Origin of the sequence: Nocardia sp. JMUB6875, assembly GCF_041154655.1 — a bacterium.
GTDB lineage: Bacteria > Actinomycetota > Actinomycetes > Mycobacteriales > Mycobacteriaceae > Nocardia.
In genome coordinates this window covers 1-14634 of the sequence record NZ_BAAFGR010000057.1, presented here as the reverse complement: position 1 = coordinate 14634, position 14634 = coordinate 1, and the positions used below count along the sequence as shown (strand labels likewise).

General features: G+C 66.7%; 18 protein-coding genes. 9 read left to right on the top strand and 9 right to left on the bottom strand.

The window, feature by feature from the left end:
• Nucleotides 1-48: 48 nt before the first annotated feature.
• Nucleotides 49-546: an Lrp/AsnC family transcriptional regulator gene (locus tag ACAM49_RS16850; protein ID WP_369636459.1), complete on the top strand. Its 498-nt coding sequence runs from the start codon at nucleotides 49-51 to the stop codon at nucleotides 544-546.
• Between the two features lies 1 nt (nucleotide 547).
• Here ACAM49_RS16850 and ACAM49_RS16845 read toward each other — a convergent pair whose 3' ends face one another.
• The 3 genes from ACAM49_RS16845 to ACAM49_RS16835 form a co-directional block, all read right to left on the bottom strand.
• The gene (locus ACAM49_RS16845; protein WP_369636458.1) at nucleotides 548-694 is read right to left on the bottom strand and encodes a hypothetical protein; all 147 of its coding nucleotides are present in this window, start codon (nucleotides 692-694) and stop codon (nucleotides 548-550) included.
• A gap of 37 nt (nucleotides 695-731) precedes the next feature.
• Nucleotides 732-1229, bottom strand: coding sequence for a DUF2510 domain-containing protein (locus ACAM49_RS16840; RefSeq protein WP_369636457.1), 498 nt, complete (start codon nucleotides 1227-1229; stop codon nucleotides 732-734).
• Between the two features lie 87 nt (nucleotides 1230-1316).
• Nucleotides 1317-2123 (bottom strand): LysR family transcriptional regulator, encoded by an 807-nt coding sequence (locus ACAM49_RS16835; RefSeq protein ID WP_369636456.1) that lies wholly within the window; start codon nucleotides 2121-2123, stop codon nucleotides 1317-1319.
• Nucleotides 2124-2190: 67 nt separating this feature from the next.
• Between ACAM49_RS16835 and ACAM49_RS16830 the strand changes: the two genes are divergently transcribed.
• Entirely contained in the window at nucleotides 2191-3084 is an 894-nt protein-coding gene (locus tag ACAM49_RS16830) for an NAD(P)H-binding protein (protein WP_369636455.1), read from the top strand.
• A gap of 80 nt (nucleotides 3085-3164) precedes the next feature.
• Here ACAM49_RS16830 and ACAM49_RS16825 read toward each other — a convergent pair whose 3' ends face one another.
• From ACAM49_RS16825 to ACAM49_RS16810, 4 genes are all read right to left on the bottom strand, one after another.
• Nucleotides 3165-3575 (bottom strand): hypothetical protein, encoded by a 411-nt coding sequence (locus ACAM49_RS16825; protein ID WP_369636454.1) that lies wholly within the window; start codon nucleotides 3573-3575, stop codon nucleotides 3165-3167.
• Between the two features lie 90 nt (nucleotides 3576-3665).
• Nucleotides 3666-5270 (bottom strand): substrate-binding domain-containing protein, encoded by a 1605-nt coding sequence (locus ACAM49_RS16820; RefSeq protein ID WP_369636453.1) that lies wholly within the window; start codon nucleotides 5268-5270, stop codon nucleotides 3666-3668.
• Nucleotides 5271-5478: 208 nt separating this feature from the next.
• Complete coding sequence (locus tag ACAM49_RS16815) at nucleotides 5479-5745, bottom strand: WhiB family transcriptional regulator (RefSeq protein WP_369636452.1); 267 nt, start codon at nucleotides 5743-5745, stop codon at nucleotides 5479-5481.
• Between the two features lie 63 nt (nucleotides 5746-5808).
• Nucleotides 5809-6354 (bottom strand): HNH endonuclease, encoded by a 546-nt coding sequence (locus ACAM49_RS16810; protein WP_369636451.1) that lies wholly within the window; start codon nucleotides 6352-6354, stop codon nucleotides 5809-5811.
• 394 nt (nucleotides 6355-6748) lie between these two features.
• Here ACAM49_RS16810 and ACAM49_RS16805 point away from each other — a divergent pair, with 394 nt between their 5' ends.
• The 3 genes from ACAM49_RS16805 (at nucleotide 6749) to ACAM49_RS16795 (ending at nucleotide 10743) form a co-directional block, all read left to right on the top strand.
• Nucleotides 6749-7666: a LysR family transcriptional regulator gene (locus tag ACAM49_RS16805; protein WP_369636450.1), complete on the top strand. Its 918-nt coding sequence runs from the start codon at nucleotides 6749-6751 to the stop codon at nucleotides 7664-7666.
• Nucleotides 7667-7705: 39 nt separating this feature from the next.
• Complete coding sequence (locus ACAM49_RS16800) at nucleotides 7706-8518, top strand: amidohydrolase family protein (protein ID WP_369636449.1); 813 nt, start codon at nucleotides 7706-7708, stop codon at nucleotides 8516-8518.
• Between the two features lie 182 nt (nucleotides 8519-8700).
• Nucleotides 8701-10743, top strand: coding sequence for an MMPL family transporter (locus tag ACAM49_RS16795; RefSeq protein WP_369636448.1), 2043 nt, complete (start codon nucleotides 8701-8703; stop codon nucleotides 10741-10743).
• Nucleotides 10744-10810: 67 nt separating this feature from the next.
• Here ACAM49_RS16795 and ACAM49_RS16790 read toward each other — a convergent pair whose 3' ends face one another.
• Entirely contained in the window at nucleotides 10811-12001 is a 1191-nt protein-coding gene (locus tag ACAM49_RS16790) for an NAD(P)/FAD-dependent oxidoreductase (RefSeq protein WP_369636447.1), read from the bottom strand.
• Nucleotides 12002-12186: 185 nt separating this feature from the next.
• Between ACAM49_RS16790 and ACAM49_RS16785 the strand changes: the two genes are divergently transcribed.
• From ACAM49_RS16785 to ACAM49_RS16770, 4 genes are all read left to right on the top strand, one after another.
• A complete protein-coding gene (locus tag ACAM49_RS16785) occupies nucleotides 12187-12714 on the top strand; it encodes a YiiD C-terminal domain-containing protein (protein ID WP_369636446.1) in 528 nt (175 codons plus the stop codon).
• Between the two features lie 75 nt (nucleotides 12715-12789).
• A complete protein-coding gene (locus ACAM49_RS16780) occupies nucleotides 12790-12966 on the top strand; it encodes a hypothetical protein (protein ID WP_369636445.1) in 177 nt (58 codons plus the stop codon).
• Nucleotides 12967-12976: 10 nt separating this feature from the next.
• Entirely contained in the window at nucleotides 12977-13699 is a 723-nt protein-coding gene (locus tag ACAM49_RS16775; protein WP_369636444.1) for an MFS transporter, read from the top strand.
• Nucleotides 13700-13882: 183 nt separating this feature from the next.
• A complete protein-coding gene (locus ACAM49_RS16770) occupies nucleotides 13883-14266 on the top strand; it encodes a response regulator transcription factor (RefSeq protein ID WP_369636443.1) in 384 nt (127 codons plus the stop codon).
• Nucleotides 14267-14404: 138 nt separating this feature from the next.
• Here ACAM49_RS16770 and ACAM49_RS16765 read toward each other — a convergent pair.
• The coding region (locus tag ACAM49_RS16765) for a cytochrome P450 (protein ID WP_369636442.1) at nucleotides 14405-14634 on the bottom strand (230 nt) is incomplete at its 5' end.

The following is a 14634-nucleotide window of genomic DNA, read 5'->3' as shown; positions in this document are numbered from 1 at the left end:
ATTCGGCCGCTCCGGTTGCCGATCGCAAGGCGTTCGGAAGGAATCGGTTTGCACGCGAACAAACCCCTGGACGAGACCGACTGGAACATCCTCGCCGAACTCCAAGCCGACGCCCGCCTCTCGTACAACGAACTGGCCCGCCGCGTCCACCTCTCCGCCCCCGCCGTGGCCGATCGGGTACGCCGCCTCGAGGAGTCGGGCGTGATCGCCGGTTACGAGGCCCGCGTCGATCCCCGGCGCACCGGCCTGCCCGTCCTCGCCTTCATCCAATTACGTTGCGCCCTGGGCAAATGCCTGCTGAAAACCAGCACCGCCGAGGACTATCCCGAGGTCGTCGAGGTCCACAAGCTCAGCGGCAGCCACTGCACCCTGCTCAAGGTCCGCGCCGCCACCCTCCAGCATTTCGAGGGCCTGGCCGAGCGCATCGGCGAACACGGCACCATCGAAACCCACATCGTCCTGTCCACCCAATACGAGACGCGCTCGATCGTCCCCGTCGAAGTGGACCGCCCCGTGAGCAATCCGAGCGGCTGGCCTCAGCGCTGAATCAGGTTCCCGTGGTGCGGGAGCGGATGGCGCGATAGGCGCGGGGGACTGCGGCGAGGACCAAACCGGCGAGGGGATCGGTGAGCGGGCGATCGAGGCGGACCCACATTTCGTATCGATCGATCAGAATGCGGTTCTGCGGCACCACCTGGTAATCGATGGTGCCGATCTGCGCGTTGTCGGCGTCACGGATCGCGAAGCGGGTGGACCAGGAGCCGGGTGCACTGGATCGTGCCCAGAACCCGGTCGTTCTCGTCGCTGAGCGTGAACTTGCTTCTCGCCGACCAGCCCTGGGTGATCTTGCCGAGCCCCGCGATGCGCGCGACGGACTTGAACCGGACGACGCCGTCGGTGATCGTGTGGATCAGCGCGTCGTGCTCGTCCCGAAGTTCGACATTCGAACCGGCGAGCCGTTCCAGCGTTTTCGCCCCGATCGGCACCAGTGATCCGACCGCCGCCCCATCACCGTCGACGATGTCCCACCCGTGATGCTCGATCAGTTCCGCTTTGTGCCGAAACACCAGTACCAGTTCCCGGAGCACCCGCGGATCAACCGAAACCTGCTGTGTCGCTGTGGTTCTCACCGGCAGCGGTTGACTGCGCTCGGTCCACCGATAGCCGTCCCACCACCGGAGAACGCCGCGCTCGGGGTACCAGCCCGCGGGCGGAAGCGGTTGCGTCATGGCCTCAGCGTAGAAATCCCACGCCGCCGCCCCCACCCACCGCAGGGGTGGGAAATCCTCACCCGGACGACTTTTGGGGTGAGCGGATCAGCCGCGCAGGGTGGTGAGAGCGATGTCGAGGAAGTCGCGGAGGAGTTTGTCGGGCTGGCCGGCGGGGAGGACGAGGCAGGTTTCGGACGCGGGGGCGTCGGTGACGAGGCGGTGGACCACGTCGGGGCGGGTGTAGGCGCGGGCGAGGCTGAGGGGGACCACGGACAGGCCCTGTCCGGAGGCGATCAGTTCGAATTTCTCCTCCAGGGAAGCCGTGCGGCGGGTGGAGAAGTCGAGGATCTGTTCGCCGTCGAGGTCGGCCTCGGTGAGGGAGTCGCGCGAGGCGAGCGGATGCGCGGTGGGCATGCAGGCCACCTTGGGATCGAGACCGACGGGGATGGTGCGCATGCCGGTGTCGTCGAAAGGTCGACGGAGGTAGCCGATTTGGGCTCGGCCGTCGCGCAGGGGGCTGTCGCGTTCCCACCAGCGGGCGGGGACGATATCGGTTTCGACGTCGGGATGCAGGCTCGCGAATTCGCGGATGGCCTCGGAGATCCGCAGACCGGGGGAGAAGGCGACCACGAGTCGTCGCGCCCCGCGGTCGGCATGCTGGACGCGCAATACCGCGGCATCGACGGCGGCGAGGATGCTCTGGGCCTCCTCGTAGAGTTGCCTGCCCGCGGCGGTCAGCTCCACGGTGCGGGTCGTGCGCACGAGCAGGGCGCAATCCAGTTCCTGCTCGAAGGCCTTGATCTGGCGGCTCAGCACCGGCTGGGCGATGTAGAGCTTTTCCGCGGCCCGGCCAAAATGGCGGTGCTCGGCCACGGCGGCGAAGTAGCGGAGCTTGCGCAGATCCAGATCCATACCCTCAGGGTATCAATCGATGGAAAGGGTCTTGGACGCCGCGTCGCGGCCTCAGCAGACTCGAAGCATGATCGTCATTACCTCCCCCACCGGTCACATCGGCAGTCAACTGCTCGAGATCCTGCTCGAAAACTCCACTCGCGGTGAGGAATTGCGCGTCATCGTGCGCGATCCCGCGAAACTGCCGGAGGCGGTCCGCTCCCGCGTCGACATCGTCACCGGATCGCACGGTGACGCCGACGTCGTGGACCGGGCCTTCGCCGGCGCGGACGCCGTCTTCTGGCTCGTACCGCCCGACCACTCCGCCCCGAGCCAGGACACCCCGTTCTCCGGATTCACCGCCGCGGCCGCGAAGGCGCTCACCAAACATCGGGTCGCCCACGTCGTCGGCGTCTCGGCGCTGGGCCGCGGCACCCCCGTCGCCGACCGCGCGGGACATGTGACGGCCTCGCTCGCCATGGACGACCTCATTGCGAGCACGGGCGTGGCCTATCGGGCGCTGACGAATCCCACTTTCATGGACAACCTTCTGCGGCAGGCGATTTCGATCCGCGACAACGGCGTGTTCACCGGCACGGTGGCCCCCGACCGTGCCGCGCCGATGGTGGCCACCCGCGATATCGCCGCGGCCGCCGCCCGCCTGCTGATCGACCGCTCCTGGAGCGGAGTGGGCGAGGTGCCGGTGCTGGGACCGGAGGATCTGTCGCCGAATGACCTGGCGCGCACCATGTCCGAGGTACTCGGCCGCCCGATCAGCTACCGATGGGAGTCCCTCGACGACTTCCGTGCCACGCTGACCGCGCGCGGCACCAGCGAGGCGATGGCCACCGCCTTCGTCGACATGATGCGCGCCAAGGAGAACGGCCTCGACGACGGCGTCGTGCGCACCGAAGCGACCAGAAGCCCGACCACCTTCCGGGAGTGGTGCGAGCAGATCCTCGCACCGGCGGTCGGCGCCTGAGCGATCGCCGCCGGCCCGTTCAATAGCGAAGCGCCCCAACGGTTCCGCAACTGTCGGGGCGCTTCCTGCTACGCCGGAATCTAGCTCGACGCGGGCTTGTAGGCCGCGATCGCCCAGATCACCACGACGTCCAGCGCGATGATGAGCAGCGACCAGGCCGGGTAGTACGGAATCCACAGGAAGTTCTCGACGATCGAGAGCGCCGCCAGGATGATGGCGGCGGTGCGGCCCCAGGTGGTGCCCATGAGCAGTCCGATGGCCACGCAGATCTCGATGACGCCGAGGGCGATGTGGATCCAGCCCCAGCCGGTGGTGTTCAGTTTGTAGATGTAGTCGTAGCCGACTACCAGCAGGTCGTCCGAGGCGACCGCGGAAATGCCCTGCAGGACCGAGAGCACACCGATCACGATGAGCAGAATGCCCGCCGCGATCGATGTTCCGGCTGCCAAGCCCTGCTTCAATGTCGGTTCAGGACCGGTACTGTGTGCCATTCGCCGAATATGCCACGTGTTTGCTGGCTGACCGGACAACCGATACCGACGTGTTGCGGTGCGGGTTTCCGCGGTCGGATCGCCCTCGGGTCATGGCGTGGTGAGTGCCTGCGAGACAGCGGTTCCGAACGGGAGATCGGCGGTGGTGCCGACCTTGGTGTAGGTGCCTCCGGTGCGCTGGGTCAGGGTTTGCAGGGTCTGGGTGCCCGCGCCGCCGACCACGATGACGTCGACGCGCACCGGATGGGCCGGGTCGGTCGCGGCGGCGATATCGGCGAGCAGCTGGTCCCCGGTGATGGGGGAATCGTCCTCCGGGCCGTCGGTGATCAGCAGGATCGAGTTGGTGCGCGCGGCCGCGTAGTTGGCCACGACGTTCTTGTAGGCCGCCTCGAGGGTCGGATAGGTGCGGTCCGGCTTGGACGGGCTCGCGGTGACGGTGGCCAGGCCCTGACTGATGGCCGCGCGCTGGTCGTTGCTCAGCGGCGCGGTCGCGGTCACCACCTTGTAGGGGTTGTTGCCGTCGAGATTCTTCGAGTACTCCCACACGCCGAGCCCGAACTCCGGCGGCATCACGCCCATCGTGGAATCCAGTGCCGCAACGGAATTCGCGAGCCGAGTGCCGTAACCCTCGGCGGCGGTCATGGACGAGGAGACGTCGAGCAGCACGGTCGCCTGCACGCCGAGCACGGGATGGGCGAGGATCTGATTCACCTTGTCCAGCACGGCCTTCGCAGGCGCCGGGGCGGTGGCCGGGGGAGCGGCGCCGAAACCGTTGTCGGTGAACAGCTTCGACTGTTCGGGGGCGCGCAGGAAGTCGGCGAACAGGCTGGCGACCAGATTCTGGGTCGCGTCCACCCAGGAGCCGGTGAGCTGGGCGGCCGGATAGTCGGCGACCGGGCCCGCGCCGTCGGGGCGGAAGGCGGTCAGGCCGTTGCGGGCGCGGATCTGCTGTTCGGTGGCGGGCACCGCGTGCACGGGCGCGTTCGCCTGGATATTGGCGGCGAGATCGGTGAGCGCGGTGGCGACATCCTTGGCCGGGGGTGCGCTCGCGGCCAGGTTCGAGACGGCCGAGACGACCTGACCGGTGGCGACCGCCTTCGCGTCGAGGGGATCGGTGCCGGAGACGCCCGAGCCGACCGCGGTCGCGACGGCGAGCGAGGCGTCGCCCGCGGGCAGGGCCAGGCGCAGCTTGCCCCAGGGCGCGAGCCCGATATCGGCGAGTGAACCGCTCTGCAGCTTCGGCAGATCCGACCAGTGGACCTTGCCGGTTTCCAGGGCGGTGCGCAGTTCATCGGGGACCGCGAGAGAAATAGGACTCACGGCGATCGGCACGGGCGTCCCGGCGATCAGTCCCGGTACCCGCATCTGCTCGACCGACCGCGAGGAGTCCGGAATCCAGAGCGCGGGCTGCGGGCCCAGCGCCGGATCCCACGGCTTGCCGGAGGTGAAGCCCGCGACCATGGCGGCCGACGGCTGGGCGGTGACGTTGACCTGCGCGCAGTGGTCGCGCACGTGCGGTTTGGTGGCGTTGAAGCGATCGGCGGCGGACTTGACCGGGGCCAGGATGTCGGGATCGACGGTGACCGCGAGGGTGGTGGTGCCCTCGACGCAGGAGGCGGCGGCGCGGGAATCGCGCTCCTTGGACCGATCCGATAACCAAGCCCAGCCCACGACGGCGAGCGCTAGCACGATCACCGCGGCAATTGCGATAACTGGTCCTTTGCTGACACCTCGTGACCCGCCCGCGGCGCGATGAGTACCCACGATCGACCATCCTATGTTGAACCCCTGGTCACCACCTGTACCAGGCGGTTACGCGCAATCCGACCGGCCCGACTGTGCCGGTTCGGAATACGAAAACGGCGGTCCTCTCCGTGGAGAGGACCGCCGCACCCGATGTGGGTTAATCGCGAATCATCTTGCCGCGGTCGTATTCGTGCCCGCCCCAGACGCCCGACTGGCCGGTGCGGGCCGCGAAGTCACCGCATTCGCGGCGGATCGGGCAGGACTCGCAGATCGAACGGGCGTAGTCGAAGTCCTGCGAGGGGTACGGGAACCACGCCTCGTGGTTCGGGTCACCCTTGCAGGCCGCGTGCTGCCAGTAGTCCTTCGAGTCGGAGATGGGGAGCAGATCCGCCAGGGTCGGCTCCCGAAGTGCAGTGTTCGTCATCGGATCTCGCTCCTTTCATGTCCGATCACGCGTGATGGATTACTTCTGTTCAGTCGATTCGGTTCACGAGGCGGCCAGTTCCTTCCAGACCTGGCGCTGCGCACGCTCTCTGTCATTGGGGGCCTTGGGCTCCCACAGCAGGCGCATCCCGGCCTCCTCCGGAGTCCGGTCCGCCTTGTAGGTATTGCAGGGACCGCACGCGGCGATCAGGTTGGCCCAGGTATTGGGCCCGCCCTTGGACCGCGGGCGGATGTGGTCGACGGTGCGCGCCCAGCCGTTGCAGTACCCGCAGCGGTAGCGATCACGCCGCAGAATCGCGGGCAGGGTCGCGCGGCTGTCGTCGTCGTGCACGAGGATCCGGTGCTCGAGGTAGATGTAGCGGTGCAGGCGGATGGTTTCCGGCAGCGCCAGCTCCAGGTGCTTCGAGCGGACGGGGAAGTGCGGCGCGCGATCGGTGACCGTCTCGGCGGCGCCGCTGAGCAGCAGCACCACGGCACGGTCGGCGCGGATCGTGGTCAGCGCCTCGTAGGAGGCGTTGAGCAGCAGCACTCCGGCGTGTATCCAGTTGTCGGTGGTTATCTCCGGGTCTTCGGCATGACGGAACAGCATGGGGGTCACCATGTTTCGTGAAAAAGGGGAACTAGCGGGAAGAGGGTGGGGCCTGGGTTTTACGCGCGGGCCTGGAGACGGCCGAACGTTCGGTCATCGCCGCGCTTGGGGCTCTCGGTAATCAAGCCGTCTCCTCCTTTCCTGCTGGTCACGACCGTGGCGGTCGGTTGATCTTCGGTGAAACACATGGTGGCACAACGGCCGTGCCGTATGCGAGCGGATTTCTCCCCGTGTAGAGACAACGACCGAGCGCCCCGGCTTGTTCCGGGGAGACGGGAATCACAGTGGGGGTTCACTGGGAGGCAACCGAATCGGGGGTGGCTGTGCGGTCGCGATTCATCATCGGTTACTTGCCGCCGCTACCGTCAGGGTTACTCGGAAGGAGCCTGGCGTCATGGAGTTCCGACATCTCGTTTCGTTCATCACGATTGCCGAAGAGTTGCACTTCGGCCGCGCAGCGCAGCGCCTCCACCTCACCCAACCCAGTCTCAGCGCACAGTTGCAGAAGCTGGAGAAGTCGCTCGGGGTCCAGTTGGTCGCCCGGAATTCCCACGAGGTTCGGCTGACCGCGGCCGGGCGCGAATTCGAGTTACAGGCCCGGCAGATCGTCGCCCAGATGGACCGGGCGGCACGGGCGGCCAAGGCCACCGCCGAGGGGTGGTCGGGCAGCCTGGCCATCGGCTACAACCTGCCCGCGAGTCGGCATGTACTGCCGGAGACGCTGGTCCGGATGACCGAGCGGCATCCCGACATCGTGGTGTCGTTGTGGGAGAAGCGGACCGGGCCGCAGCTGGCGGCGCTCTCGGACGGCTCCCTCGACATCGCCCTGGTGTACTGGCATCCGAGCACGGCGGAATTCCGCTATCGACGGCTGCTGCACCGGGTGCCGCTGGTGGCGGTGGTCGGGCGAAGACATCGCTGGGCCGACCGGCCGGGTGTGCCGTTCGCGGAGCTACAGGGGCAGGATTGCGTGCTGTTCGCGCGCGAGCAGTGTCCGGCCATGTACGACACCATCTTCCGCGCCGCGGCCCAGACGCGGATCACGCTCAATGTGGCCCATCACGCCGACGATCCGGGTGCGACGGCACACATGGTGTCGGTGCGGCCCATGGTCGGGTTCGCCTCGCTGCCGCGCGCGATTTCCATGGGAATGGGTGCGCCCGGCAGCAATTCGGTCGCGGTCAAACTTCTGGATCCGGTACCCACTCTCGATTTGTACGCGGTGTGGCGGGCGGAGGAACAGAATCCGGCCGTGGCCGCCTTCCTGGAATGTGTGGAATCGGAGGAACCCGCCGCGCTCGCCCCGGCATGATGGAGGGCGGCCGCCCGCCACGCGAAGGAGCATGCGCAGATGACCGTCGACGCCTGGGCTCAGCACCCCACCGCCCGCTTTCTCGCCCATGACATGTTCGACTCCCTGCGTCGCTGGTCCGGCACGGAAATCCCGACCGGCGAGATCCCGTTGAAGTCGACCCTGGCCGCCATGGACGCGGCCGGCGTCGACCACGCCCTGCTCTCGGCCTGGACCGCACCCGAGGGTGTCCTCATCTCCAATGACGAAGTGGCCGAATGGGTTTCCGAAGCGCCCGACCGCTTCTCCGGCATCGCCTCGGTGGATCTGCGCCGCCCCATGGAGGCCGTCCGCGAACTCCGGCACCGTGTACAGGATCAGGGTTTCAGGGCCTTGCGAGTACTGCCGTGGCTCTGGGAAACCCCACCCACCGACCGCCGTTTCTACCCGCTCTATGCCGCCTGCGTAGACCTTGGCATCCCCTTCTGCACGCAGGTAGGCCACACCGGACCCCTCCGTCCCTCCGAAGTCGGCCGCCCCATCCCATACATCGATCAGGTAGCTATCGATTTCCCGGAACTGACCATTGTCTGCGGCCACATCGGCTATCCCTGGACCGAAGAAATGATCGCCGTAGCCCGCAAACACCCCGGCGTCGTAATCGATACCTCGGCCTGCACCACTAAACGCATTCCGCCCGAACTGATCTCATACATGAAATCCGGCACCGGCCGTCACAAGGTCCTCTTCGGCACCAACTACCCGATGATCTTCCCCCAGCACGCCCTCGACGACCTCGACGCCTTGGGCCTCGACGACGAAACGCGTGCCCTCTATCTCGACGGCAACGCGCGCCGCGTCTTCGGCCTGTAAACACCAGACGACCCCCTCAGGGTTTCCCCGGATGCGGTGGAAGCCGCTGGCGACCATAGTTATTCGCGTCATCGTCCACATGACTGACAGGGGGGCGTATGTCTGCGCCGACTGATCCCGATATGACCGACTTATTAGGTCGATTGTCCAGAATTCCGAGTGGCCGTCGCAGCAAGTGGGTTGTGGTGGGGGTGTGGGTCATCGCGTTCATCGCGTTGGCCGCCTTCGCGCAGCAGCTCACCGGTGCGCAGAAGAACGACAATGTGGCCTGGCTTCCCGGCGGGGCCGAATCCACGCAGGCCTACCATCTCGCCGAACAGTTCGGCAACGCCGACGAAGCTCCGGTAGTGATCGTCTACGAACGGCCCGGAGGCATCACCGACGCGGACAAGGTCGTCGCCGAGGCCGACGCGGCGAAATTCAAGACGGTGAACCACGTCGTGGAGGAGAAGGTGTTCGGGCCGATCGTCGCCAAGGACGGTCAGGCGCTCGAAACCGTGGTGCCGATCCGAATGGGCAGCGGCGGCTGGAATCTGCTGGCGGACACCGTGAAAGCCCTGAAGAACTCGGCCGGCGAACGGCCGGACGGGCTGTCGTTCCTGCCGACCGGCCCGGCGGGTTACGCCGCCGAGTTCGGGCAGGCGTTCAAGGGGATCGACGGAATGCTGCTGTATTCCGCGGCGGCGGTCGTGATCGTGGTCCTGCTGGTGACCTACGGGCCGATGCTGTGGCTGCTGCCGATCATCGCGGCGGCGGTCGCGTTGACCATTGCCCAGAGCGCGGTGTTCGGGGCGACCAAGCTGGGATTGACGGTGAACGCGCAGAGCGCGGCGATCCTGATGATCCTGGTGTTCGGCGCCGGAACCGATTACGCGCTGCTGCTGATCGCGCGGTATCGGGAGGAGCTGCGGCGGCACGAGGACAAGCACGAGGCGATGGCCGTGGCACTGCATCGGGCCGGGCCCGCGGTGCTGGCCAGCGGCGCCACCGTGATCATCGCGATGCTGACATTGCTTGTCGCGGAATTGAATTCCACCGCCGGAATCGGGCCGGTCGCGGCGATCGGCATCGCCGTGGGTCTGCTCGCGATGTTGACGCTGCTGCCCGCCCTGCTGGTCATCGCCGGTCGGTGGATCTTCTGGCCGCGTCACCCGAACTTCGGCACCGAGGATCACACCGCGACCGGGGTGTGGGCGCGGATAGGCAATTTCGTCGCGAAGCGGCCGCGGACCGTGTGGGCGGTCACCGGAGTGGCCTTGGTGGCCTTGGCATTCGGAATGACCGGGCTCGACACCAACGGCGTCGCGGGCCAGGACTCGTTCACCACCAAGGTCGACGCCGTGCGCGGCACCGAGGTGATGCAGAAGCACTTCGACATCGGCACCGGTAGCCCGGTGGTCGTGGTCGCGAAACAGACTCGGGCAGAGGCGGTTCGGGAGGCGTTGGCCGGGACGCCGGGCATCGTGTCCGCGACTCCCGCCGTGACCAAGGACGGCTACGCGTACCTGGAAGGCACCTTGGCCGACGCACCGGACAGCCGCGCCGCCGACGCGACCATCGACCGGGTGCGGGAGCGAGTGCACGCCGTGGACGGGGCCGAGGCCAAGGTCGGCGGTACGACCGCGATCCAACTGGACATCAAACGCTCTGCGTCACACGACAACAAGGTGATCGTCCCGCTGGTCCTGGTGGTCGTGATGGCGATCCTCATGCTGCTCCTGCGCTCCCTGCTCGCGCCGGTGCTGCTGACCCTGACCGTGGTGCTGTCCTTCTTCGCGGCGCTAGGAGCGAGCACGTTGCTGTTCCACGCGCTCGACTTCCACGGCGCCGACCCCGGATTGCCGCTGATCACCTTCGTGTTCCTCGTCGCCTTGGGCATCGACTACAACATCTTCCTGATGTCCCGCGTGCACGAGGAAGCCAAGCAGTTCGGCACCCGCCGAGGCGCACTCATCGGCCTGTCCGCGACCGGCGGCGTAATCACCTCCGCCGGCCTGGTTTTGGCGGGTACCTTCGCCGTCTTCACCACCATGCCCATCGTGACCTTCGCGCAGATGGGCATCGTCATCGCCGTAGGTGTCCTCCTGGACACCCTGGTAGTCCGCTCCATCCTCGTCACCGCCCTCAACCTCGACCTGGGCGACCGAATCTGGTGGCCCAGCGCCCTGTCCCGCCGAACCCAACCGCTCGAACCTGAGCCTGAACTGGCCGAATCAAACGCCTGACCACTCACCCAGCAGGGCTCGTGAGGCGGACGATCCGCTCTGATCGTCCGCCTCACGACGCACCATCTCATCGCCGATTCGCGGGCGTCAGATGTGCGGTGGGGGCGGGTTGTTCGGGGCGTGGGCCGCCTTTGACCCAGGACAGTGAGCCCGGGGTGCGGGCCTCGCGGCGGATCTTGGTTACTCCGATGTTGCAGGTCATTTCCTTGATTTTGGCGCCTGCGCGGCCGCCGATGTAGAGGTTGATCGCGATGTCGTCCTTGCGCGCGAGCTGTCGGATGCCGCTGCGGCGGCCGAGGCTGACGCAGGTTCCCAGCAGGGCCATGTCGATCGGTGCGGGTTCGGTGCCCGCGATGTGGCTCAGTACGGTGTCGGCGGCCTGGGCGCCGAGTGGGCCGGCGCCTTGGCCGCTCATTCGCAGGGGGTGGCCCGAGGGTGCGGCGGCGTCGCCGGTCGCGACGATGCGCTGGTCGTCGAGGCTGGTCAGTGTCTCGTCGGTGAGCAGACGGCCGAGGGCATCGGTGCGCAGCCCGCTGTCGGCGGCCAGCTTCGGGACTCCGAAGCCGGTTGTCCAGATGGTGAGTGCGCTCGGATGCACCCCGCCGTCGGCGAGAACGACTGCGTCCGGCCGAACCTCGGTGACTCTGGCGGCCTCGAGTATGACGACGCCGTGCCGCGTCAGCCATTTGGCGACGTAGCGGCGACCGGGCGCGCTCAGTGACGGCATCAGGGTGCCGCCGCACACCAGCGTGACCACACGTCCCCGTTCCGCCAGTTCGGCGGCCGTCTCGATACCAGTTGCCCCGCCGCCGACGATGGTGATCGGGGCATCGAGCGGCAACTCGTCCAGCCTGGCGTGCACCCGCCGGGCGGACTCGAATTCGGCTATGGGGTAGGCGAACTCGGCGGCACCGGGTATCGACGGAATCGCGGCGGTGCTGCCGACCGCGTAGATCACGTGGTCATAGTCCAGCGCGCCGCCGGACGCCAATTGCACCTTACGAGAGGCGGTTTCGATGCGCGTGGCGCTGTCGACCACCAGCTCGATGCCTGTACCGAGCAGCGTGCCGTAATCGATCGTCGCCTCCCCGGTCCCGGCCACCAACTGGTGCAATCGAACCCGATCGACAAACCTGGGACGGGGATTCACCAGCGCGACATCGACATCGGCGCGCAGCCGCAGCCGATTGGCCGCGACCGTGCCCGAATAGCCGCCCCCGATAACGACAACCTTGTGGTGTGTGTTGTGTTCAGTCATGCCCTCGAGACACCGCGGACCACCGAAACATGACACATCCTGATGTGACGTACGCCATGCGGCGCGGTGATTGCCCGAATCGATTCAACCGATAGACATCGGCGATCGTCCCGCCGAACCGCCCCGTCTCCGGCCGAGACTGGCGCCATGAGCACCGTCACGGAAAGCCGGAAGGGAAGGCGGAGATGACTGGAACACTGGCCGGATTGGCCGCCGCCTATCCGGAATTGGATTACTCCGCAATCGATTACGAATACCTACGCGCGGTATCGCAGACGATGGTGCCCTTCGGCGCCCACGTCGGCACCCTCATCACCGAGATCAGCCCCCAGCGGGCAGTGGTGGAAATTCCCGCCGTGGAGCAGGTCCGCAACCACATGGGCACGGTCCACGCCGGCGCCCTGTTCACCGCCGCCGACATCGCCGGCGCCGCGGCCGTCGTCGGCGCGGCCGCCCAGCGCCTCCACACGATCGAGCGCCTGGTACTGCGCGCCGCCACCGCCACCTATCGCAAACCGGCACTGGCCCGCATCCGCGCCATCGCGACCGTAGCCGGACCCGACCTCGCACCGATCCTGTCCGCGACGGAATCGGCACGCTTCGAACTACCGGGCAAGGTGTCACTACTGGACGACAACGCCACGCTGGTCGCCGAGTTCACCTTCGACTACGTGTGCGATGTGATCATCGCCGGAAACTCCAACGCCACATAGTCACGTCTGCGCGCGCTCCGGTTTCCGTCCCGCATCGGCGACTGGGAGATCTCGGGTGCGGAGTTTGTCTCCGGCATGTCCATCAGCGGCCTGCTGATGCTGACCGTCGGCATCGGCGCCGAGGAGCTGTCGTTGCATCTCGGCTATGTCGAGGGCCTGATGTCCGCGGCGCGCGCGGAGGCACTGATCAGCGCCCTTGCCGAGGTCTTGTGCGGTGTTGTACCAGCGGTCGAAACCGCTGCCGCGCAGTGAATCTCGGCTTGTGCCGCTGGGTCTGTTTCGTAACCGCAACTTCTCGCTCGGCCATGTGGCGACGGGTGCGCTCGGCGCGGCCATGACCGCTCAGATGGTGCCGTCGTACTTCTACCTGCAGGCCGTACGCGACTTGTCCCCGACCAAGGCGGCGCTCGTATTCGCGCCGATGGCAGTCGTTTCCGCCATTCTGTCCCCGGTGGTTGGCAAGATCTCGGACAAGGTGCAGCCGCGCTACCTGCTGACCTTCGGCTTCGGCCTGTTCACGCTGGCGGTGCTTTGGTTCGTGTACCTCGCCACTCCGGACGGGTCCATTCCGCTGATGCTCGTCATGTCGGTACTCTGCGGCATCGGCAGTTCCTGTATCTGGGCGCCGTTGCCGGCGACCGCGCTCCGGAGCCTGCCCCTGGAGCAGATGGGCGCGGCCTCCGGTGTCTACAACACCACCCGCCAAGTCGGTTCGGTACTAGGCAGTGCCGGCATCGGTGCGTTGCTGACCGCACGCCTGGCGGCGCATTCGCTTCCCGCATCGGCTGGCGAGTCCGGACCACTGCCAGATCTTTTGAAGGCGCCGTACGCTTCGGCGCTGACCGACTCGCTGTACCTCACCGTGATCCTGTTGGTGGTCTGCGTCGTCACCGCGGCGTTCTTCGCTGTCATGAAGCCGGTCGCTACCACGCCGGCCCCGACGGTCGAAAAGGAGGTCCAGCCTGATCTGGCTGGTCAGCACTAGGTGATGTGCATACCGATAGCCGCGGGTCGCCGACCTGTGGCTATCGGTAGGTGCTGGTCCTGTGGCTAGAGCTCGAATAGTATTGGGGGGCAAGGTATTTCAATGGCAGCGTCGTGGCGGTTGGATCGCGGCTGCGTGCGCGTTCTTCGTCGGAGGCATCAGTGCGACCTTCGAGTGTGGGGGATGTCGAAGATGGATGATTTTCGGTTGGATCTCATTGCAGCGACTGAGAACGCAGGGTGGCAGCAACCGGTAGGCGCGACCGAACCATCGAATCAGGTTGGTGTCGAGTACTGGCGTGATCAGGTCGAGCGTGTGAAGGATCTGTCCGAGCGGGAACTCGACGTGTTTCTCATGCTCGGCGCGGGAAAGTCCAACCGCGCCATGGCGCAACAGCTCAGCATCGCCGAGCGCACCGTCAAAGCGCATGTCACGCAGATTCTGTCGAAGCTGGAAGTCGAGTCCAGACTCCAAGCCGGGCTTGTCTCGTACGCGTTCCAGCTGTCGCCCGAGGGTGCGGCGTGCCGGGACAGGGGGCGTCCCTTGGTGCAAAGTACGTCTGCCTGACAGGTCTCGAATGATCGGCATCGCCGATGTCCACCGAGAAACGTTGGGCCGGAGGTGTTCCGGCCTCGTAACTGAGTAGCGTCGGCTGCGGGCGGCAAGAGTCTGCAAGGTCCTGCCTTCGTGTATCGGCGTACGGATTCAACGCTCACTTGGCATTTCGGAGTGTCGCGGGGTCACCCGCATGGGGATTGGGCCGTCGGGGCCGCCGGTGAAGGAGAACTGGGGGTGGATGGGGGTGGTTGTGGCGGAGGTGAGGGTGAGGTGTTGGGCGATGGTGGCCAGGGAGAGGGCGGCTTCGGTGTTGGCGAAGACGTGGGCTACGCACATGCGTTTGCCGGCGCCGAAGGGGAGGGTGGAGTGGCGTTGGG

What these genes read in the sequence shown, in the direction of transcription:
- ACAM49_RS16840 (WP_369636457.1), bottom strand. Translation starts at nt 1,229, where the DNA reads ATGACGCAACCGCTTCCGCCCGCGGGCTGGTACCCCGAGCGCGGCGTT.
- ACAM49_RS16835 (WP_369636456.1), bottom strand. Translation starts at nt 2,123, where the DNA reads ATGGATCTGGATCTGCGCAAGCTCCGCTACTTCGCCGCCGTGGCCGAG.
- ACAM49_RS16830 (WP_369636455.1), top strand. Translation starts at nt 2,191, where the DNA reads ATGATCGTCATTACCTCCCCCACCGGTCACATCGGCAGTCAACTGCTC.
- ACAM49_RS16825 (WP_369636454.1), bottom strand. Translation starts at nt 3,575, where the DNA reads ATGGCACACAGTACCGGTCCTGAACCGACATTGAAGCAGGGCTTGGCA.
- ACAM49_RS16815 (WP_369636452.1), bottom strand. Translation starts at nt 5,745, where the DNA reads ATGACGAACACTGCACTTCGGGAGCCGACCCTGGCGGATCTGCTCCCC.
- ACAM49_RS16810 (WP_369636451.1), bottom strand. Translation starts at nt 6,354, where the DNA reads ATGCTGTTCCGTCATGCCGAAGACCCGGAGATAACCACCGACAACTGG.
- ACAM49_RS16805 (WP_369636450.1), top strand. Translation starts at nt 6,749, where the DNA reads ATGGAGTTCCGACATCTCGTTTCGTTCATCACGATTGCCGAAGAGTTG.
- ACAM49_RS16800 (WP_369636449.1), top strand. Translation starts at nt 7,706, where the DNA reads ATGACCGTCGACGCCTGGGCTCAGCACCCCACCGCCCGCTTTCTCGCC.
- ACAM49_RS16790 (WP_369636447.1), bottom strand. Translation starts at nt 12,001, where the DNA reads ATGACTGAACACAACACACACCACAAGGTTGTCGTTATCGGGGGCGGC.
- ACAM49_RS16785 (WP_369636446.1), top strand. Translation starts at nt 12,187, where the DNA reads ATGACTGGAACACTGGCCGGATTGGCCGCCGCCTATCCGGAATTGGAT.
- ACAM49_RS16780 (WP_369636445.1), top strand. Translation starts at nt 12,790, where the DNA reads ATGTCCATCAGCGGCCTGCTGATGCTGACCGTCGGCATCGGCGCCGAG.
- ACAM49_RS16770 (WP_369636443.1), top strand. Translation starts at nt 13,883, where the DNA reads ATGTCGAAGATGGATGATTTTCGGTTGGATCTCATTGCAGCGACTGAG.